Genomic DNA, 20732 nt, shown 5'->3' with positions numbered 1-20732 from the left:
TCCTTGTTTGTGATAGGTTGTTCGTGCTTTCCCCATGCTGCCCGGTTTTGCCATAAGGGCCAACCGCCGGTTACGCCATTACAATTAGCCAATTCTTACAATGGCTTCGGTTGCATTGTGGCTTGGGGGTTTTATGATGGGTCTGGTTTTTATGGAATGGCGAAATTAATGTCTGATCTGACAGTTTCACGGCACTTTGTGCAGGCTGCCCTGTCTGGCGCTGAGCGTTTGGGGCTTGATACCGGGGAGATGCTTCGGGATGCAGGCATATCACCTGATCTTTTGCGCATTGAGATGGCTCGGGTCAATAGCGATCAATTCAGTTCGCTGCTACAGATTGCCTGGTACCGCATGGATGATGAGTTTCTGGGCATGGGGCCACGGCGAGCCCGAGCCGGCACCTTTGCTACCATGTGTGCGCTGGTTATCGACTGCCCTACGCTTGGGGCAGTTTATCGCCGCGCGTATCAGTTTTCCCGGCTATTTGATCCCATGGCCACAATGGAGCTGGAAGCCGGTGGTCAAAAAGTGCGACTGGTGTCACGCATTGAAGGCGAGATTCACGACCCCGACTATTTTCTGCGCGAGAGCATTCTGGTTATCTGGCATCGATTGGGCAGCTGGCTGGTAGGCCAACCGGTAGAGCTGGAAAAAGCCGAGTTTAATTACCCACGGCCCGCTCATGGCGATGAATACCGTCATATTTTCCATTGTCCCCTCGAGTTTGATTCCGACTCCACCGCCCTCACGTTTGATAAACGTTTTCTGTCGGCACCGGTGATCAGGGATAAACCGGAAATCCTGCAATTCCTGAAAACGTCACCAGCAGATCTGTTATCTCGCCCAGATGAGAGCAATACATTTACCGGAAAAATCAGGGCACTCATTGGTCGGGACTTTTCAAAGCCCCTGCCCGATTTCGAATGGATTGCCAGCGAACTGCATACCAGCCCGCAAACATTGCGTCGCAGACTGAAGCAGGAAAACACATCGTTTCAGGAGATCAAGGATTTACTGCGTAGGGATATGGCAATTTACTATTTAAGCCGGCAGGAATTGTCTATTAACGATATTGCAGAAAAAGTCGGGTTCACAGAGCCCTCAACATTTCACCGGGCTTTCAAGAAATGGACAGGGGTTACCCCGGGTGCCTATCGTGAAGGCGAGCGGGGTAACCTCAAAACCGAAAGCTAGGAGCCGGAGGGGGCCTGCAGGTTACGAATCAGTCGCCCCAGAGTCTGGGCAATCTCTTCTGCCTGGCTGCGATTCGGTGAAAGCTGGAACAAGCGGGAGCCATCTCGTGGATCGTACACCCAACAGGTCGCCAAGGCCGTGTCGCACCGCCACTCGACCTGAGGGTTTACCCCATACACGGGAATCTGGCCGGCTATCCGTGTGGCGCCGCCAGAGCTATTGCGCCTGATTTCCTGATAGGCGATTGCATCACCGCTAACGCTCAGGCGATATTCAATATCCGCTGGCCGATCAAGTCGCACAATTGCCTGGTCCTGCCGCCATCCAGCAACCCCAAAAAGGCTATTGAGGTGCAATACCAGAGCTTCGCGGTCCGTATCGGCCAGATACAATTTGCGCAGAGACTCAAGGCGCTTATCTCCTGCCGGCTCAATCACCGCAACTTTAGCCTCACCTTCAATCTGAGGGGTAAGAGCTTTCTCTTTCCGCGCCCGCTCAATATCGGTAATCAGTTTCAAGGCGCTTTGGTAATGACTACCGTCAGCTCCGGCTTTGGTGACATAGCCCTCGAGTGCGGCTTGCGCCTCATTGAGGTGCGAAGACTGAAGCATTACCCTGCCACGGTAGTAGAAGTAATCGGCGGGCTTTTCTGCATCCAGCAGCTGCAAGCGATTAAGATACTCACTCGCCTCAGCCCAGTTTTCTGCGGCCACTGCTTCTTCAGTCGCCAGCATCAAGCGACGGGTTTCATGCTCCGGTGCCAGTGCGGCAGCCTGCCCTGCCAGCAAGGCCGAAGCAATAATTGCCACTTTGGCCAGCTGCCGGCCTTTTAATGCCAAGGCGGGTAAACGGCTGTTCCCAAAACGTACTGCCATGGTACTTACTCCTGATCGTTATCTGCACCGATTGCCTGATTTTCCGAACCCGGCTCTTCGCGGGGCACGTTCTGCTCAAAATCCACCTCGGCCTGATCCATGACAGCCTTCGGCAGTTCTTTTTTCACCCGCACGCCAAGCTCCACAAACCTGTTGGCTTGGGAAACAAGGTTTCCACGGCCTCTGGTGAGTGTGTTCATCGCCGAGTCGTAGGTAACCTGGGCAGTATGCAGTTGCCCGCCCAAGCGTTCCATGGCTTCTACGAATACTCTGAGTTTGTCATAAACAGCGCCTGCGCGCTCCGCTATCAAACGGGCATTCTGGCTCTGGCGTTCGTACCGCCAAATATTTTCAACCGTGCGCAGGGTCGCCAACAGCGTTGTTGGTGTGACTACAATAATCTTTCGCTCGAAGGCTTCTGAGAAAAGGTTCTCGTCCTGCTGAAAAGCTGCCACAAAAGCCGGTTCTATGGGCATAAAAAGAAAAACAAAGTCCGGCGAGTGCAGGCCACCTAATTGGCTGTAGTCTTTTGCACTCAGAGTGCGAATATGGTTCCGCACGGCAGCCACGTGCTCCTTAAGCGCCTCTTCTCGCGCACTGTCATCTTCTTCCGTGGCCCATGTTTGATAGGCCACCAGTGACACTTTGGAATCAATCACCAGATTTCGGCTATCCGGAAGATGCACCACCACATCTGGCCGAAGCAACTGGTTTTCAGCATCCCGGTAACTACCCTGGGTGTCGTACTCAATACCTTTACGCAGCCCGGATTTTTCCAGAACCCGCTCCAGAATCAACTCTCCCCAGTTGCCCTGGATTTTTTTGTCGCCCTTAAGCGCCCGTGTAAGGTTGGCAGCTTCTTCAGTAATCTGGCGATTAAGGTCCTGAAGCGATTTAATTTCGCTGCGAAGCGCTTGTCGATCCCGGGTTTCGGTGGTGTAGACATCTTCTACCCGCTTCCGAAAGTCCTGCAACTGATCCCGAAACGGGTTGAGCAGGGAATCAATACTTGTGCGGGTTTGCTGAGTGAAACGCTCACTCTTCTGCTCAAAAATCCGGTTGGCAAGATTTTCAAACTCCTGTTTCAGCGCATCCCGATTGCGTTCCAGCAACGCAAGCTTCTCGGTAGCAGACCGCCGCTCCTCTTTCAGCACAACCTGCTGCTCTCGCAGTAAAGCTCGGGCCTCACCCAACTCACTCCGGAGGGAGTCAATTTTCAACTGCTGGCTTTGGCGTTCTTCTGAAAGCTCTTCAATTCTCCGGCTGTGGGCCGCCACATCAGATTGCAGGCCAGCCGCCTTGCTTTCCGCTCTTGCCTTTGCCATGAGCCCAACAATAACAACCAGAGTTGCAAACAACAGAGTAACCAATACAACCAACATCTCTGGCCGGGATACTGCAAACTCACTTACGGCCTCGGGCACAGGTAAAGCTCCTCTGGTTGGTTCAGTATTTGTTCGGATTAACGTGAGCTTACCCACGCACTACATTCTATAGGAACGCAATAACCTTTTCGCCGGCAGTCTTTGCCATGAGGCATATGCACGGCGTACATCACGACTGTTTGGCAATTTGGTAATGCGCTCGAATCCGACTATGGACGCGCACCGTAATATCCACTAAAAGAGTATATGTCGCCCAAAACTGGCGGATTACACTTTGTTAACTGCTTATTGGGCCGACACCGAACCAAACTGGATCCTTTATCATGCTGAAAGAACTCTGGCGAAAGCTGGGCGCTGATTTCCGACAGACCGACAGCCCTTATAATGAGTGCGGAGAAGGCGATCCTCATTTTTATGGTTCAGGCGATTTCAGATTACTGCCTCACATTACCCACACTGGCGAGTTCCACCTTGAACGACTCACGCTCCTGCTCAAGAACCGGTATGGCAAGAGCCCCGAAACGTCGGATGCCGCCTCTGACGATGCTATTCGCGATTTAATTGTGTTTGCCGCGCGGATTCAGGATCAGGACATTCAAAAGGAGCTGCTTCTTTTTTACCTCAACTGCTCACCGGTGATTCAGGAATATTTACGTTCCGATGAGGTTCTGGGCACCAGCCACTTTCTGTTCCGCTAAGCAGCAGCCAGAGCAGATAGCGAATCCGTCTTAACCAACTGTAAAACAAATACACACGTCGGTTGTTGTATACTCCTGCCCCGGATATTCTCCGTTAATCTTTTTTATGACTGTTACACCCATTCTATTCCAGGTGTGACCGGCAACCGGCTCAGGGGTTTTTAATGCGTTCCAAACAATTGCGAGCTGGTCTATCGACGTTATCCGTTGTGGTTTTAGCAGGCACTGCTCTGCTGACGGGTTGCTCGGCAGACAGGTATTTCATGGTGCCAAAATCCGATCTTGGCGATCTCAACACATCAGTTCAGACCCAGCGCGCGACACTGGTCACTATGGAAAACAACGCAACGATTCGCCACGACAAGATTCTGGAACAGAACGAAGTCGCAACACAAAAGGTGCTGGATGCCATTGCAACGCAAGTTGCGAAGCCTTCTTGCCCCCCCATCCCTGCGCAGAAAGCCTGCCCCGCTACCGATAGATCGAAAGGCCGGGCTGACAGACTTAAAGGGAAAGTAATCGTTGGCGAAGTAGAGAACTTTTATCTGGCCGGCCCCGGGCTGATCTACAAAGCCCGCATTGATAGCGGTGCTGAAACGTCCTCCATTGATGCTCGCAATATTACCCGTTTCGAACGCGACGGCAGCAACTGGGTGCGTTTTGATGTTCCAGTTCCCGGCACAAAAGATTTCGTTACCCTTGAGAAAGAGATTTCCCGGCGCGTAAAAGTAATTCAGGCCAGTGCAGATGGCGCAGAAAGGCGCGTAGTAGTAGAACTACAATTCTCCATTGGTGACCATCAACAGGTAGCAGAGTTTACGCTTTCAGACCGGAGCAACCTCACGTACCAGGCACTCATTGGCCGCAACGTTCTCCGGGATGTCATGCTGATTGATGTTGGCAAGGAGTACGTAACGGAACTGCCTGACTCCATTCGCACAGATAACGACAACGGGAAATAATCGTGACTAGCCCCTCCCGCCTGCCATTCTATATTGCTGTCTTCCTGCTGATTACTGCGGGTATCTCACTTGCCATTTGGCGCAACGTTGAACTGGGAATTCCTTGGCTCACCGGGGAACAGCACCCAGTCTGGATGGTTGAGGCCCGGGTAGACTTTAATGGATCAAATCAACCAATCGTAGCAAGCTTGAATGTGCCTGAGCATCCGCCCGGATTCCGGATTCTGACCGAGCAAGCTGCCTCGCCAGGTTACGGGTTTTCGATTATTGATAAAGCGGGTAGCCGGCGTGCAGAGTGGACGAAGCGCGAAGTTGCTGGCCCGCAAACCTTGTACTTCAAGGCGCAGTTCATACCCGACCCGGGCGCAGAGCAAACTCCCCCCGCCCAACCACCAAAAACCCGCCGACTGTTCTGGGAAGAACCCCAGGCGACAGCTGTGCGTGAAATTCTGGCCCAGGCAGAGGCTCGCTCAAGCACACCTGAAAGTATGACCCGCGAACTGATCCGGTTGATGCAGCCAGATACCCGCGTTCAGAACACAACGCTTCTTGTGTCTGAAGATAACTATCTGCAGCTACTGGTAGACATGCTTAACCACTCGGGGATTCCTGCTCGCACGGCCGATGGCCTGAAACTTGAGGATGCTCGGCGCAGGCAACAGCTAACACCTTTTCTGCAGATATATAACGGAGAAAGGTGGCTCACCCTGAACCCGAAAACCGCCGCTCAGGGTGTTCCCGAAGACCTGCTGCTTTGGCGACAGGGTTCCGAATCCTTACTCGATGTTGTTGGCGGAGATAATTCCGAAATCAGTTTCTCCATACTCCGGCAAACCATCCCGGCGCTTCAGCTGGCGGCCATGCAATCCGATGGCAATGGCCTGGGCTTTCTGAGTTTTTATGAGCTTCCAATTGAAGAACAGAGCATGTTCCGTATGCTTCTGCTTCTGCCATTGGGAGCGCTTGTGGTGGCCTTCATGCGCATCGTCATTGGCATCCGTACCTCGGGCACGTTCATGCCGGTGCTGATTGCCGTGGCCTTTGTTCAAACTACACTGGTGCCGGGCCTCGTTGCCTTCCTTTCCGTCGTATCTATTGGCTTGGCAATGCGCGGATATCTTTCGAGCTTGAACTTATTGCTTGTGTCACGGATATCAGCCCTCATAATTCTGGTTATTTTCATCACCGCAGGCCTGAGCATCTTTGGTTATCAGATGGGCTTCAACACAGGCATGACCGTGACCTTCTTCCCCATGGTCATCATCGCCTGGACGATTGAGCGCATGTCCATTCTCTGGGAGGAAGAAGGTGGCCAGGAGGTTCTGGTTCAGGGTTCAGGCAGCCTCTTCGTTGCGATTTGCGCCTACTTGTTGATGAGCGCCCCCCTGGCAGGCCACCTGACATTCAACTTCCCTGAACTGCATCTGACAATTCTGGGACTGATTCTATTGATGGGCCAATACACCGGCTACAAGCTCAGCGAGCTCAGACGCTTTACTCCAATGAAGGTCTACGACTGATATGGACTGGATCTCTCCGCGCGCACTGAATCGCTTGGGCATGCTTAACATGAACCGGCGCAACGTTGCCTACATTGCCCGTTATAACGAGCGCTCATCATATCCGCTGGTGGACAACAAGCTCAAAACGAAGCTGGCTGTTGCCGAGTATGATGTGAAAACCCCAAAGCTGCTGCAGGTTGTAAAGCAGCAACACGAAATCTCTCGCTTCCGGGAAATGGCGGAAGGGCTTGCAGGTTTCGCCATCAAGCCTGCAAAGGGGTCTGGCGGCAAAGGCATTACGGTGATCACTGGCCGGGACGGAGATAGCTTTGTAAAGGCATCTGGTGCACGAGTGGGCGCCTCGGTACTTGAGCGGCACCTGACCAACATTCTGGCTGGCCTATACTCACTTGCGGGTACACCGGATGTAGCGATTGTTGAAGATCTGGTGGAATCTGCCCCATCGCTGGCTCGCTATTCACACCAAGGCGTACCTGACATACGCATAATCGTATTCCAGGGCTACCCGGTGATGGCTATGCTACGCCTTGCCACAACCGACTCGGATGGCAAAGCAAACCTGCACCAAGGTGCAGTGGGTGTAGGATTGGATCTGGGTACAGGAAAAAGCCTGAACGCGGTGCAATTCAACCGTCCCATTACACTGCACCCCGATACTGGCTTGCCCCTCGAAAACATCCAAATTGAAGCTTGGGATGAAATGCTGGAGATGGCTTCACGCTGCTTCGAGGCAACAGGGTTGGGCTACATGGGCGTTGACCTTGTAGTGGACGCTCAGCATGGCCCACAGCTTTTAGAACTGAATGCACGGCCAGGCTTGGCTATCCAGATGGCCAACGGCCGCGGCTTGCTACCCAGGCTGCGCGCTGTTGAGCGTCTCAAGCGTCCTCACTTCACACCCGGTGAGCGCGCGAACTACGCTATGAAAAACTTCGCGAGCCTTTGAACGGAATACAACGAACATAAAAAAACGGAGCCAAGGCTCCGTTTTTTTATGCGTCACTTCCTATGACATTTCACCTCGTGCAATCAGCAACTTGCGCTCATGAGCCAGACCTTTCAGCAAGCCCCAAGTCATGATCAGAAGGATCACGGTGAACGGTAGGCCCGCACTCACTGCAGACGCCTGGATAGCGCTCAGCGCATCCGCACCGCCACCGAAGATCAGTGCCGCTGCAATGGCACCTTCCATAATCACCCAAAATACACGCTGCGCGGTAGGTGCGTCAGTTTTGCCACCCGCCGTGATGCTGTCGATAACCAGCGAGCCAGAATCCGATGAGGTGATAAAGAACACCAGCACCAGCACCAGCACAATGCCAACAAACGACAGGATCTCAGTCAGCGGAAGGTTTGCAAACATCTGGAACATCGCCAGGGATACTTCTGTGATGCCATCTTCTGCCAGCGCACCAATGCCCTGATCAATCTGTTCAAGCGCTGCACCACCAAAGGAGCTCATCCACACGGCGGTAATAACCGTAGGGATGATAAGAACTGCCATTACAAATTCACGAACGGTCCGGCCCTTGGAAACCCGGGCGATAAACATGCCTACAAATGGTGACCAGGAAATCCACCAGGCCCAATAGAATACAGTCCAGCCACGCATCCAGGCTTCATCATCACGGCCGAACGGGTTGCTGAAAGCCACTACGTTGCCCACATAACTGGACGATGTTGCCCAGAGGTTTTCCAGAATGCTCATGGTGGGGCCGGCAAAAATAACAAAGAACAGAAGAATGCCTGCCAGTGCCATGTTGATATTACTCAACACCTTAACCCCGCCATCGAGACCCCGCAGTACCGACAAAAGCGCAACTGCGGTTACACCAACAATGATCGCCATTTGAACGTTGATGCCTGACCCCATACCAAACAGGTAATTAAGGCCCGACGCCGCTTGCTGCGCACCAAACCCGAGGGAGGTCGCCAAGCCGAAAATTGTGGCAACAACCGCCAGCGTGTCGATGATATGGCCCGGCCAACCCCACACCCTGTCTTTCAAAAGCGGGAAGAACGCAGAACGAATGGTCAACGGCATATTCTTGTTGTAGGCAAAGAATGCCAGAGAAAGCGCAACAATGGAGTAAACAGCCCACGGGTGAAGACCCCAGTGATACATGGTGCCGCCCATGGCAAGTTTGCGCGCCTCAGGCGTGTTCGCTTCAACCCCGAACGGTGTACCAAACCAGTCCGTGTAATAAGCCACCGGCTCTGCCACCGCCCAGAACATCAGGCCAATGCCCATGCCTGCTGCAAAAAGCATTGAGAACCAGGAAATGGTGGAAAAATCCGGCTTGGCATCCATACCGCCCAGGCGGATTTTACCTACTGGCATAAAAATCAATGCAATACACACGACCACAAATACGTTGGCGCTCAGCAAAAAGAACCAATCGAAGTTTTCGATGATGCTGTCCTTGGTGCCAACCAGCAATTCATTAGCCGCTGTCGGGAACATGAGCGTCCCCACTACAAAAAGCACAACCAGTATTGCCGTAATAGGAAATACCGGTGCGTGCAGATCCAGCCCGAATGGTCTTACATTATCCTGGCCGGCTACGTAATCTGTTTGATACTCGTCTTTAACTACGTCGCCCACGTGATGGCGCCTCCTGATTTTTGAATTTGGTATCGAAAATTCGTAATAATCTGGATTCAAATGTTACAGGCGCGCCATATTAATGTTTTGAGCTCAAAACATCAAAAGCGCTATTAGTACTCCTTCAGCATAGACCAAACAACGAACTTGAAAGCAAAAAACTCATGCAATCGGCTATAAGTTACGGACCGCATGGATATACTGAAGACCAACCGATTGATGCACCCTCTTCACAGTATTTACTGAGCCAAGTGAGAAATTCATGGAGAAAACAACCACATTCCCGATGCGGTACTCAGCTTACGCTTTAAGTATTGCAGGCTTTCTTGTTTCGCTTTCCCTGAGCCTGTACTTTGAAGCAGGTTATCTTTTCCCCGGCATATTCGGCGCTTTGGCGATACTTGGCACCTACGACTTGCTGCAAAAGAAACGCACTATCAGCCGAAACTACCCCATCATGGTGCACTTTCGTTACCTGTTTGAATCTATAGGGCCCGAGATTCGCCAGTACTTTATCCAGTCCGACAACGATGAGCAGCCGTTCTCACGGGACCAGCGCACACTCATCTACCAGCGGGCAAAAAATGTGCTGGACAAGCGGCCATTCGGCTCACAACTGAAAATGTACGAAGATGGGTTCGAGTGGATCAACCACTCCCTCCGCCCAACCAAAATACCAGACAGTAATTTCCGCGTGCTGATTGGCTCACGCTGTGAAAAGCCATACAGCGCAAGTGTTTTCAACATTTCCGCCATGAGTTTCGGCGCCCTTTCTGCCAACGCTATTCTAAGCCTGAACACGGGCGCAAAAATGGGCGACTTTTACCACGACACCGGCGAAGGCTCTATTTCCCGCTACCACAAACAACCCGGTGGCGATCTGGTATGGGAAATCGGCTCCGGCTACTTCGGCTGCAGACACAAAGACGGAACCTTCAACCCTGAAATGTTCGGGAAGAATGCGACGCTCGACCAGGTAAAAATGATAGAGGTCAAACTATCTCAAGGTGCAAAACCCGGCCATGGAGGTATTCTTCCTGGCGCCAAGGTAACCCCGGAAATCGCAGAGGCCCGAGGAGTTTCTGTGGGAGAGGATTGTGTATCTCCATCACAGCACTCGGCATTTTCAACCCCCATTGAACTGCTGGAATTTCTGGATCAGTTGCGGGATCTGTCCGGCGGCAAACCTGTGGGTTTCAAACTGGCCATTGGCCACCCATGGGAGTGGTTCGCCATTGTAAAAGCCATGCTCGAAACCGGTCGTAAACCCGACTTTATTGTTATTGATGGCGGCGAAGGTGGCACTGGTGCAGCACCACTGGAGTTCATCAATCGCATTGGCACCCCCATGACAGAGGCCCTGCTCCTCGTACACAACACGCTGGTGGGCACCAATCTACGAGAAGACATATCCATAGGCGCAGCTGGCAAAATCACCTCGGCCTTTAATATCGCCCGTACTCTGGCCCTCGGCGCCGACTGGTGCAACTCTGCAAGGGGCTACATGTTTTCGCTTGGCTGCATTCAGGCCCTGAACTGCCACACCGGCCGCTGCCCCAGCGGGGTGGCAACCCAGGACCCCAGAAGGAGCAGCAAGCTTGATGTAGAAGACAAAAGCCAACGGGTGTACAACTTTCACAAGAACACCCTGGATGCCCTGCAAAACATGCTGGAAGCCTCTGGACTGCGCCATCCTGGTGAACTCGGGCCCGAACACATAGTTCGCCGGGTATCGAAAACAGTAGTGCACTCATACATCGACCTATTCCCCTTCCTTGCCCCTGGCGCTCTGCTTGAAGGGAAAACCGGCATGGCTGTCTTCGATAAATACTGGGCCGATTCACAGGCAGAAAGCTTTGATCCACCAGAATTCATCCAAAAACTCAGAGAAACCAAGCTACGCTAAAAATTCGAACCAGAATTCGACAATGCCTGTTTATTTTCAACCCGGGCTAGTGTAGACTTCGCTCCCGCTAAGCCACTGAGATTCCTCTTTTAAGTCTCCGCGGCACACGCCATCAAAGCCAAGCTTTGTAACGGCATAAATTAGCGAATCGGGGCGTAGCGCAGCTTGGTAGCGCACTTGCATGGGGTGCAAGGGGTCGTAGGTTCAAATCCTACCGTCCCGACCAAATATCACGAAAAGGGTACATCTTTGGATGTGCCCTTTTTTTATATCTGACACACCCCCGCTTATTCCATATTGATCTGAATAAATCATTTTATATTCTTTCAAGACTTAAGATGACTTTGGTAAATTACCCACCATCAAATCATCTGGTTTAGGGGATTGTCATGCCAAGTAAACTCAAGGGCCTGGTTACCGGTCTTGCGCTAGGCGCTTCACTTTTTGCACAACCGGCTGTGTCCGCCGATCGAGAGCTGCTTAACACCTCCTATGACATTGCCCGGGAACTGTTTGCGGCTTACAACGTGCACTTCAACCAGTACTGGGAAGAGAAAACCGGTGAAACGCTTGAAGTTAGCCAGTCTCACGCTGGCTCCTCAAAGCAGGCACAGGCCATCATCCAGGGCTTGAAAGCAGACGTAGCGACTTTCAACCAGGTTACGGATATCGATATCCTGCACACTCGTGGCGGCCTGATTCCGGAGAACTGGGCCGAGCGTCTGCCTAATAACAGCTCGCCCTACTACTCCACCATGGCGTTTCTGGTTCGCAAGGGTAACCCGAAAAACATTCAAAACTGGGACGACCTGATTAAAGAAGATGTGGCCCTGGTTATGCCCAACCCGAAAACCTCAGGCAACGGCCGTTACACTTACCTGGCTGCCCTGGGTTACGCCCAGGACCGCTTTGGCGACGACCAGACAAAAATTGATAGTTTCCTGCAGGATTTCCTTTCGCACGTAAAGGTATTCGACAGCGGCGGGCGTGGTGCAACCACTACATTTATTGAGCGTGAAATTGGTGATGTTCTTCTGACATTTGAATCAGAAGTACTGAATTTGGCAGATCGCTACGACAATGGTGAATATGAAGTTGTAACGCCAAAAGTAAGCTTTTTGGCAGAGTTCCCGGTTACCTGGATCGATGAATACGTGAAGCAGAACAAAACCGAGGATCTTGCGAAAGCCTATCTTGAGCACCTGTACAGTGAAGACGCCCAGCGCCTGCTGGCTGGATTCAACTATCGGGTTCATAACGAGACCGTGAAGCAAGAAACTTCAGATCGCTTTCCTGAAGTAAAACTGCTGCCCATCGATGCCATTGCCGGCAGCTGGGAAAACGCCACCAAAGAGCACTTTGCCAGTGGCGGCAAACTCGACCAACTGCAACGCCGGCGGTAATTCATGTCCACGGCTAACCAGGCCGGCGCTGTAGTCTCCTCTCAGCGCTGGCCACGGATCGGAAACCGCAGCAAGCGGGTACTACCGGGGTTCGGTTTGAGCCTCGGTATTTCGCTTTTGTTTATCAGCCTTATCCTGATGCTGCCACTCACTGGGCTGGTGATGGAAGTTTCTGCCATGAGCTTCGATCAGTTCTGGTTTGTAATCACTGACCCTCGGGTAGTCGCCTCTTACAAAGTTACCGCCCTTGCAGCACTGGCGGCCTCACTGTTTAACGGCATCTTCGGATTACTTCTGGCCTGGGTTCTGGTGCGCTACGAATTTCCGGGAAAACGACTGATTGATGCGGTCGTTGATTTACCGTTTGCCCTGCCCACTGCTGTAGCGGGCATCGTTCTCGCTACACTGTTTGCAGAGAATGGCTGGTACGGGCAATGGCTGAGCAAGCTGGGAATTGAGGTTGCCTTTACGCCTGTAGGAATAGTTGTGGCCATGGCGTTTACCAGTCTGCCGTTTGTAGTTCGCACAGTTCAGCCGGTTCTTGAAGAACTCGCGCTTGAAGACGAAGAGGCAGCCGTGAGCCTGGGCGCCAGCGATGGCCTGGTGTTCCGCCGGGTAATCTTCCCTGCCCTTTGGCCGGCTCTGCTGACTGGCGTGGCCTTGTCGTTTACCCGCAGCCTCGGTGAGTTCGGTGCCGTTATCTTTATTGCAGGCAACATGCCTTACGTGAGCGAAGTCACCAGCCTGATGATTTTTGTCCGCTTGCAGGAATACGACTATGCCGCCGCCAGTGCCATAGCTTCCGTGGTACTGATGGTGTCGCTAGTGATGCTTTTTGCAATCACCCTGTGGCAGGCCCGCTACCTTAAACGCATAGAGGGGCGCTAAATCCATGAATGCCTCCCAATCTTCCCGGCACCGGCGTGTTGGCGATAGCCCGGCAATAAAATGGCTGTTGATCGGCATTGCTGTCGCTATAGCGCTAGCTTTGTTGATCGTGCCATTACTTGTGATTTTTGTTGAGGCTCTGGGCGCTGGCTGGGGAACCCTGGCAGACAACCTGACGGACCAGTACACGCTGCATGCTATCGGCCTGACGCTGTTTGTGGCTGCGCTTACCGTGCCCCTTAACCTGGTTTTTGGCACTGCACTGGCCTGGCTTGTCACACGCTTTCGTTTTCCCGGCCGCAAACTACTGATCACTCTGATTGATATTCCGTTTGCGGTATCTCCGGTTGTTGCGGGCTTGTTATACCTTCTGCTCTACGGTCGTAACGGCTGGGTTGGCGGCTGGCTTGCTGGTTACGACATGCAGCTGATGTTCTCCTGGCCCGGCATTGTGATGGTTACTGTGTTCGTTACCTGCCCATTTGTTGCCCGCGAGTTGATACCGCTGATGCAGCAGCAAGGCAGCGAAGAAGAAGAGGCTGGTGTGGTGCTGGGCGCTTCTGGCTGGAGAATATTCCGCACAATCACACTGCCCAACATCAAATGGGCGCTGATTTACGGAGTAGTACTGACTAACGCTCGGGCAGTGGGCGAGTTTGGCGCTGTATCGGTAGTGTCCGGCAATATCCGCGGACAAACCAACACGCTCCCCCTGCACGTCGAGCTGTTGTACCAGGATTACAATATTGTTGGCGCTTTTGCGAGCGCCTCGCTACTGGCCGGCATCGCTGTATTTACGCTGGCTGTAAAAGGTTTCGTGGAATGGCGGCAGACACGCTCCCTGAATCGTCTGCAAACAGAGGAGACAGCGTAATGACTATCACTGTTGATGGCATCAACAAGCGTTTCGGGAAGTTCCAGGCGCTCAACAACGTCTCTCTGAATATTCCTGAAGGCAAACTGACCGCACTCCTTGGCCCTTCCGGCTCTGGCAAAACAACGCTCTTGCGCATTATTGCCGGCCTCGAGTCTGCCGATAGCGGACGAGTCAGTTTCTCGGGCAAAGATGTAACCAAGCTGCACGTACGTGACCGAAACATAGGTTTTGTGTTCCAGCACTACGCCCTTTTCCGCCACATGACCGTGGCACAGAACATAGCGTTTGGTCTGGATTCACTGCCGCGGAAACAGCGTCCATCCAAAGCAGAGATTCAAAAGCGAGTTGGCGAGCTGCTGGAAATGATTCAGTTGCCGCATTTGGCCAATCGCTTCCCCGCTCAGCTCTCTGGCGGTCAAAAACAGCGTGTAGCCCTTGCCCGCTCCATTGCAACACAACCCAAAATTCTGCTTTTGGACGAGCCTTTTGGTGCACTGGATGCCAAGGTGCGTAAAGACCTGCGGCGCTGGCTGCGCAATTTGCACGATGAATTCCATTTCACCAGCATTTTCGTGACTCACGATCAGGAAGAAGCTCTGGAGCTATCGGATCAGGTAGTGGTCATGAGCCAAGGCAATGTGGAACAGGTGAACGAGCCAACTGAGCTTTACGCCCGACCAGACAGCCGCTTCGTGTTCGACTTCCTCGGGCAGGTAAATGTGCTGTCTGGTGACATCAAGCATGGCACCTTGAGCCAGGGCAGCGCCTGGGTAACAGTTCCGGACATCCAGCACCAAGGCACTGCTCAGCTCTACCTGCGGCCCCATGAAGTACGCCTGGCCACAGCGCCTGCCGCACACGCCAATCTTCCACTGCGCATCGAAGCCGTTAGCCTGATTGGATCCGAAGTGCGCGTTGAGTTGCGCCCAGAGGGCTGGGCGAGTGAAGGCTCAGATAACATCTGGGAAGTTGGCATCAGCCATGCGGAGTTTAACCAGCAACGCCCAACTCGTGGCGATCTGCGTTATGCCATACCAGAGGTTGGGCACCTGTTTACCGGCAAAGACACTCAGCCGGCAACAGTTAACTGGGATGAGGCTAAGCTGTCACCCAGAATTCGCCTGATCAACTGAGCACTTTGGGCGCTCCGGACTAAACCTTCGGGGCGCTTGTAATCTTAACCTGAGACATCAATCCTCCCTCGCGCCAAGCTCACCCGCCCCTTGCGCTCAAGCTCCTTCAAAAGCCGGCTAACAACCTCTCGGGCGGTGCCGAGCTCAACAGCCAGCTCCTGATGGGTGATGTGTATTGGGCTTTTGCGAGCCTGAAGCCATTCTTCAAGGCGCTCATCCATTCGGCGAAATGCCACTTCCTCTACCAGGAGCATCAGGTCATCCAGCCGGCGTCCGTATGACTCCATTATTCCAAGACGGAAGGCGGCAGACTGGTCCATCAGCCGGTCAAATAGCCCCCGGGGAACCATTGCTGCCTCAGCCTCTTCGTCCACGATAGCTTCTGCCCGATAGCCATACCCTGTCATCAGGCAACCGATAGACAAGGTGCAAATGTCATCGGCTCCCATGCGATAAAGCACAATACTGTTACCAGACACGCCCGTCATCTGCACTTTGATTGCACCGCTGAGCATCAGGGGCAAGCCCTGGCAATGCTCTCCGGCCCGGAACAGGATCTTACCTGGCGGGAATCGCATAACCTGAATACTCTCAAGGGCTTCTTTTTGAAGCTCCCGGGGCAACGTCTCCAGAATACTGTGCTGTAGCATGAACTCTTCCATGGGCATTGAATAATGAAGGGGTCAGTGTGACTTTATCACTGAACGGACTCACGGTGAGGGCTAAAGTGACAACTGTAGCCTCATACCAACACAGGAGAATGGATTATGAGCATTAATATGGGTTCTGCGGACAGAATTATTCGCGCCATTGTCGGCATTGTGCTTCTGGCGTTGGTGTTTGTTGGGCCACAAACACCTTGGGGCTGGATTGGTATTGTGCCACTGGCGACCGCTCTGCTGGGCAACTGCCCTGCTTATTCACTGCTCGGCATCAAAACCTGCAAAAAGCAGTAAGCAACGAATCTGGCTAAGACCGGATACAAGATACAGAAAAGCCGAAGTGATGGTAAATCGCTTCGGCTTTTCTACTTAATTACACGGTCTATTTTACTGGGGCGTTGAGCACGTCCAGGACGTCTTCCAGCTCGGTAATCATTTGACGAATAAGCTGCTTGTACTGAGTTGTGTCGTCTTTCACTTCGTGGCTACTCAGCTTCTGCTTCGCACCACCGATGGTATAGCCCTGCTCGTAAAGCAAGCTGCGTATCTGCCTGATGGTTATCACATCAGCACGCTGATAATAACGGCGGTTACCGCGACGCTTGACTGGTGACAGCTGCGGAAACTCTTGCTCCCAATAACGCAGTACGTGTGCCTTAACCGCACACAGCTCTGCGACTTCACCTATCGTAAAGTAACGCTTCCCGGGAATCGTAGGGAGTTCGTTGTTATGACTGGGTTCCAACATACGCTTCTACTTTCTGTTTCAGTTTCTGGCCCGGGCGAAACGTAACAACACGTCGTGCGCTTATCGGAATTTCTTCACCAGTTTTCGGGTTTCGGCCAGGACGCTGTTTTTTATCCCGCAGATCGAAATTACCAAAACCCGACAGTTTTACCTGTTCGTTGTGGCTGAGTGCGCCTCTGATCTCATCGAAAAAAGCTTCCACCATTTCCTTGGCTTCGCGTTTGTTCAGGCCCAATTCCTCGTACAAGCGCTCTGCCATTTCCGCTTTCGTCAAAGCCGCCATGTCTCAACTCCTCAGTGTTGCCCCCAGCTCTTCCTTCAGTGCGTTGATAACACCATTAAAGAGCGAATGCACTTCATCTTCATTCAACGTGCGTTCAGGATGCTGCCAGAACAAACTGAGAGCCAGACTACGATTACCCTCGCCCAGACTTTCACCTTCATAAACATCAAACGCACGCAACGCTGTTAATCGCTCGCCGGCATGCTTGCGGGCTACACGCTCTACGTCAGCAAACGAGACATCATTACCAATAATAATCGCCAAATCCCGTCGAACTTCCGGGAATTTCGAAATTTCTTTGAAATTAGGCACATATCCCGTAATGACCGAATTCAAGGATAGCTCAAACATTAGAATGGTGCCATTAAGTTCAAGATTTTTCTGAACTTGTGGATGCAGTGTGCCCAGCCATCCTACATGCTCCCCATCCCGGATTAGCTCAGCAGTCTGACCTGGGTGTAAAGCCGGGTGCCGGCTGCCAACAAACCCGATTTGAATACCCAGCAAACTGAAAAGACCTTCCAATTCACCTTTTACATCAAAAAAATCTGCAGTTCTGCGACCGTTTACCCAGTTTTCAGGATATTGGGGGCCAACAACAACACCTGCCAACATGGGCTGTTGATCAATTCTCTGGCCATCCTGCAAAAAGCGCAAACCTGTCTCGAACAAACGTATCCGTGGTTGCTGACGATTCTGATTGTGAGCAACCGTTTTCAGCAAACCACTCCAGAGAGTGGTTCGCATAACGGACAAATCCGAAGAAATAGGATTCGCCAAAGCAATACCTTCATGCTCGGGATCCACCTGTGCTTGTACTTTCGGATCTACAAAACTGTAGGTAATCGCTTCCTGGTAGCCATGAGAAACAAAGTAATTCTGTATGGCAGACACTGGCCGGGTTGCTTCGTCATTTACACGCAACCCGAGAGAGCCCGTAGGTTCGGTGACCGGAAGATTGTTGTAACCATAGATGCGGCCAACTTCTTCAATCAGGTCTTCCTCAATGGATATATCCGGACGGAAGCTGGGCACCATAATCCGCCAGCCATCCTTCAGGAGTTTATCAACACGAAATCCTAGCCGGATAAGAATTTCCTCAACCGTTGTGCGGTCAATTTCCAGACCGAGCACATCCGCCAAGCGTTTGGATCGCAAGTCAATTGAGCGCGCCTTTGGCAAATGCTTGGCGCTGGACACTTCAACGATTTCTCCAGGCTCACCGCCTACGATATCCATCAGCAGCTGGGTAGCTCGCTCCATAGCGTCACGGGCAAGCTCGTAATCTACCCCACGCTCAAACCTATGAGAGGCGTCTGTATGCAAGCCAAAGTGACGGGCCTTGCCCGCAAGCGTAATCGGGTCGAAATAGGCTGCCTCGAGTACCAAATCACGGGTTTTTGCACTTACACCCGAGTGCTCGCCACCCATAATGCCTGCGATGGCTATTGGCTTTTCATGGTCGGCAATCACCAACGTCTGCTCAGTAAGCTCGACTTCCTGCCCATCCAACAGAACCAGCTTTTCAGCGGGGCGCGCCATACGAACAATAATGCCCGTACTGATTTCATCGCGATCAAACGCATGCATTGGCTGGCCCTGCTCCAGCATCACGAAGTTGGTCACATCCACAGCTGCATCAATCGAACGCACGCCGGAACGGCGGAGCTTTTCCTGCATCCACAAGGGTGTTTCGGCTTGGAGGTTCACATTTCGGAGAATACGCCCCAGGTAGCGGGGGCAACCTTCCGGTGCATCCACGCGGATATCGGGAACTTCTGAGTGCACAGCTTCTACTGGCTCAATCTGCGGAGCCTCTGGAACCAGGCTGTTCAGAACGCCAACCTCACGGGCAATACCTTTAATTGAAAGGCAATCGCTACGGTTGGGAGTCAAATCCACATCAATGGCCACATCATTCAGCTTGAGATAGTCACTCAAGGATGCTCCGACGGGTGCATCAAAGGGTAACTCCATCAAGCCCTCATGGCTTTCAGACAAACCCAGCTCAGACTCAGAGCACAGCATGCCTTCAGACGGCTGGCCGCGAAGCTTGGCCTTGCGGATTTTAAAATCACCGGGCAACACTGCACCAACCACTGCAAAAGGTACCTTCAGACCCTGACGTACATTAGGGGCCCCACACACAACCTGAATAACCTGGGTGCCATCGCTTACCTGGCATACACGCAGTTTGTCTGCGTCCGGATGAGGCTCAACAGATTGAACCTCTCCAACGACGACGCCCTCAAATTTGCCAGCCACAGGTTCGAAGCCATCGACTTCCAACCCTGCCATGGTTATCTGATCCATCAACTCCTGGGAGTTGATTTCCGGGTTGACCCATTCGCGCAGCCACTGCTCACTGAATTTCATGGTAAATGCCTTGTTCTGATGCGGTTTCGACGTTTAATTCGGATGCCGTAAAACGTGTTATTAACGGAATTGGCGTAAAAAGCGCAAATCATTCTCGAAGAACATACGCAGGTCGTTCACGCCATAGCGGAGCATCGCCAGGCGCTCAACGCCCATGCCGAATGCAAAGCCGCGATATTCCTCGGCATCAATACCGCAGTGCCCAAACACGTTCGGGTGAACCATGCCGCACCCCATAACCTCAAGCCATTTGATACTGCCATCGGCTTCGCGCCCCCACTCAATATCCACCTCAGCAGAAGGTTCGGTAAACGGGAAATAAGATGGCCGGAAACGAACCTGAAGATCACGCTCAAAAAACACCCGTAGAAATTCCTCTACTGTGCTCTTCAGATCAGCAAAACTGACATTTTTCTCAACCAGCAGCCCCTCAACCTGATGAAACATAGGGGTGTGGGTCATATCCGAATCGCAACGATACACACGCCCCGGGCAAATCATACGGAACGGCGGCTTACCAGCCTCCATGGTGCGAATCTGCACTGGAGAGGTATGGGTGCGCAACAAGGTACCGGGATTGAAATAGAAAGTATCGTGCATAGCACGGGCCGGGTGGTGGCCAGGAATATTGAGCGCTTCGAAGTTGTGGTAATCGTCCTCAATCTCCGGGCCTTGCTCTACGGTGTAGCCGGCACGGGAGAAGAATTCTTCGATACGCTGCAGTGTGCGAGTCACCGGATGCAATCCACCCAAGTCCTGACCTCGTCCGGGCAAACTTACATCAATGGATTCGCCAGCAAGTTTTTGCTCAATGGCAACTCGCTCCAGGTCGCTGCGTTTGACGTTAATCGCCTGTTCAACCTGTCCTTTCGCCTCATTTATCTTCTGGCCGGCGGCGGGTCGCTCTTCGGCGGAAAGCTTACCCAAGGTTTTGGCCTGCTGGGTAATAGCGCCTTTTTTGCCAAGATATTCAACACGAATTTGATCAAGCGCCTGCAAGCTGTCGGCTTTTTCGACCGCCGTTAAACCGTCCTGAACCAGTTGCTCCAGGTTTTCCATTGACCCTGCTCCAAACCAGAAATGAGGATTTCAAAAAAGAAATCTTTAAACAAAAATAGGGGAAGAGCGTGCCCTTCCCCTATTAAACGGCGCCTGATACGCGAATAAATCTGCGCTTGGCACCGGCTCGATTCGTAATCGATGAAAGAGCTAAG

The 20732-nt window shown here is 52.5% G+C and carries 19 protein-coding genes and 1 tRNA gene; 12 read left to right on the top strand and 8 right to left on the bottom strand.

The features are described 5' to 3' along the window. The first annotated feature begins 168 nt into the window (after positions 1-168). Entirely contained in the window at positions 169-1194 is a 1026-nt protein-coding gene (locus FE848_RS13210) for an AraC family transcriptional regulator (RefSeq protein ID WP_200203808.1), read from the top strand. On the opposite strand, the gene FE848_RS13205 is transcribed toward FE848_RS13210, so the two are convergent. Next, positions 1191-2069: a hypothetical protein gene (locus FE848_RS13205; protein WP_227714791.1), complete on the bottom strand. Its 879-nt coding sequence runs from the start codon at positions 2067-2069 to the stop codon at positions 1191-1193. The genes FE848_RS13210 and FE848_RS13205 overlap by 4 nt on opposite strands. A gap of 5 nt (positions 2070-2074) precedes the next feature. Next, a complete protein-coding gene (gene rmuC / locus FE848_RS13200; RefSeq protein WP_200203806.1) occupies positions 2075-3493 on the bottom strand; it encodes a DNA recombination protein RmuC in 1419 nt (472 codons plus the stop codon). Positions 3494-3777: 284 nt separating this feature from the next. Here rmuC and FE848_RS13195 point away from each other — a divergent pair, with 284 nt between their 5' ends. The 4 genes from FE848_RS13195 (at position 3778) to FE848_RS13180 (ending at position 7583) form a co-directional block, all read left to right on the top strand. Beyond that, positions 3778-4152, top strand: a complete 375-nt coding sequence (locus tag FE848_RS13195) for a hypothetical protein (protein WP_200203797.1) — start codon at positions 3778-3780, stop codon at positions 4150-4152. Positions 4153-4316: 164 nt separating this feature from the next. Next, positions 4317-5114, top strand: a complete 798-nt coding sequence (locus FE848_RS13190; protein WP_227715343.1) for an ATP-dependent zinc protease — start codon at positions 4317-4319, stop codon at positions 5112-5114. Between the two features lie 2 nt (positions 5115-5116). Then, positions 5117-6634: an inactive transglutaminase family protein gene (locus FE848_RS13185; RefSeq protein ID WP_200203791.1), complete on the top strand. Its 1518-nt coding sequence runs from the start codon at positions 5117-5119 to the stop codon at positions 6632-6634. Between the two features lies 1 nt (position 6635). After that, a complete protein-coding gene (locus FE848_RS13180) occupies positions 6636-7583 on the top strand; it encodes an alpha-L-glutamate ligase-like protein (protein WP_200203788.1) in 948 nt (315 codons plus the stop codon). A gap of 60 nt (positions 7584-7643) precedes the next feature. On the opposite strand, the gene FE848_RS13175 is transcribed toward FE848_RS13180, so the two are convergent. Further along, on the bottom strand, positions 7644-9242 hold the full coding sequence (locus tag FE848_RS13175; protein WP_200203786.1) for a BCCT family transporter: 1599 nt from the start codon (positions 9240-9242) through the stop codon (positions 7644-7646). Between the two features lie 262 nt (positions 9243-9504). On the opposite strand from FE848_RS13175, the gene FE848_RS13170 reads away from it, so the two are divergent. From FE848_RS13170 to FE848_RS18900, 6 genes are all read left to right on the top strand, one after another. Then, on the top strand, positions 9505-11148 hold the full coding sequence (locus FE848_RS13170; protein ID WP_200203784.1) for an FMN-binding glutamate synthase family protein: 1644 nt from the start codon (positions 9505-9507) through the stop codon (positions 11146-11148). Positions 11149-11297: 149 nt separating this feature from the next. Next, positions 11298-11374: transfer RNA gene (locus FE848_RS13165), tRNA-Pro, on the top strand. A 163-nt stretch (positions 11375-11537) separates the two neighbouring features. Then, a complete protein-coding gene (gene cysP / locus FE848_RS13160) occupies positions 11538-12551 on the top strand; it encodes a thiosulfate ABC transporter substrate-binding protein CysP (protein ID WP_200203781.1) in 1014 nt (337 codons plus the stop codon). A 57-nt stretch (positions 12552-12608) separates the two neighbouring features. Then, positions 12609-13439, top strand: a complete 831-nt coding sequence (gene cysT, locus FE848_RS13155) for a sulfate/thiosulfate ABC transporter permease CysT (RefSeq protein ID WP_413785013.1) — start codon at positions 12609-12611, stop codon at positions 13437-13439. A gap of 4 nt (positions 13440-13443) precedes the next feature. Further along, positions 13444-14313: a sulfate ABC transporter permease subunit CysW gene (gene cysW, locus FE848_RS13150; RefSeq protein ID WP_200203777.1), complete on the top strand. Its 870-nt coding sequence runs from the start codon at positions 13444-13446 to the stop codon at positions 14311-14313. Beyond that, positions 14313-15449 (top strand): sulfate/molybdate ABC transporter ATP-binding protein, encoded by a 1137-nt coding sequence (locus FE848_RS18900; protein ID WP_200203775.1) that lies wholly within the window; start codon positions 14313-14315, stop codon positions 15447-15449. The genes cysW and FE848_RS18900 overlap by 1 nt, the downstream gene beginning before the upstream one ends. 44 nt (positions 15450-15493) lie before the next feature. Here the strand turns inward: FE848_RS18900 and FE848_RS13140 are convergent, their stop codons facing one another. After that, complete coding sequence (locus tag FE848_RS13140) at positions 15494-16099, bottom strand: Crp/Fnr family transcriptional regulator (protein WP_200203772.1); 606 nt, start codon at positions 16097-16099, stop codon at positions 15494-15496. Between the two features lie 117 nt (positions 16100-16216). On the opposite strand from FE848_RS13140, the gene FE848_RS13135 reads away from it, so the two are divergent. After that, a complete protein-coding gene (locus FE848_RS13135) occupies positions 16217-16405 on the top strand; it encodes a DUF2892 domain-containing protein (RefSeq protein WP_200203770.1) in 189 nt (62 codons plus the stop codon). A gap of 88 nt (positions 16406-16493) precedes the next feature. On the opposite strand, the gene FE848_RS13130 is transcribed toward FE848_RS13135, so the two are convergent. From FE848_RS13130 to pheS, 4 genes are read right to left on the bottom strand one after another with little or no spacing between them, the layout of a single operon-like run. Continuing rightward, on the bottom strand, positions 16494-16859 hold the full coding sequence (locus FE848_RS13130) for a MerR family transcriptional regulator (protein WP_200203768.1): 366 nt from the start codon (positions 16857-16859) through the stop codon (positions 16494-16496). After that, positions 16840-17142: an integration host factor subunit alpha gene (gene ihfA, locus FE848_RS13125; protein WP_071264800.1), complete on the bottom strand. Its 303-nt coding sequence runs from the start codon at positions 17140-17142 to the stop codon at positions 16840-16842. Before ihfA ends, FE848_RS13130 begins: the two co-directional genes overlap by 20 nt. A gap of 3 nt (positions 17143-17145) precedes the next feature. Beyond that, positions 17146-19518: a phenylalanine--tRNA ligase subunit beta gene (gene pheT / locus FE848_RS13120; protein WP_200203766.1), complete on the bottom strand. Its 2373-nt coding sequence runs from the start codon at positions 19516-19518 to the stop codon at positions 17146-17148. A gap of 60 nt (positions 19519-19578) precedes the next feature. Further along, positions 19579-20577, bottom strand: a complete 999-nt coding sequence (pheS, locus tag FE848_RS13115; protein ID WP_200203764.1) for a phenylalanine--tRNA ligase subunit alpha — start codon at positions 20575-20577, stop codon at positions 19579-19581. Positions 20578-20732: the final 155 nt, after the last annotated feature.

The sequence above is a fragment of the Marinobacter sp. 1-3A genome (assembly GCF_016597775.1).
GTDB lineage: Bacteria > Pseudomonadota > Gammaproteobacteria > Pseudomonadales > Oleiphilaceae > Marinobacter > Marinobacter xiaoshiensis.
This window is presented reverse-complemented; position numbering and strand designations above follow the sequence as displayed.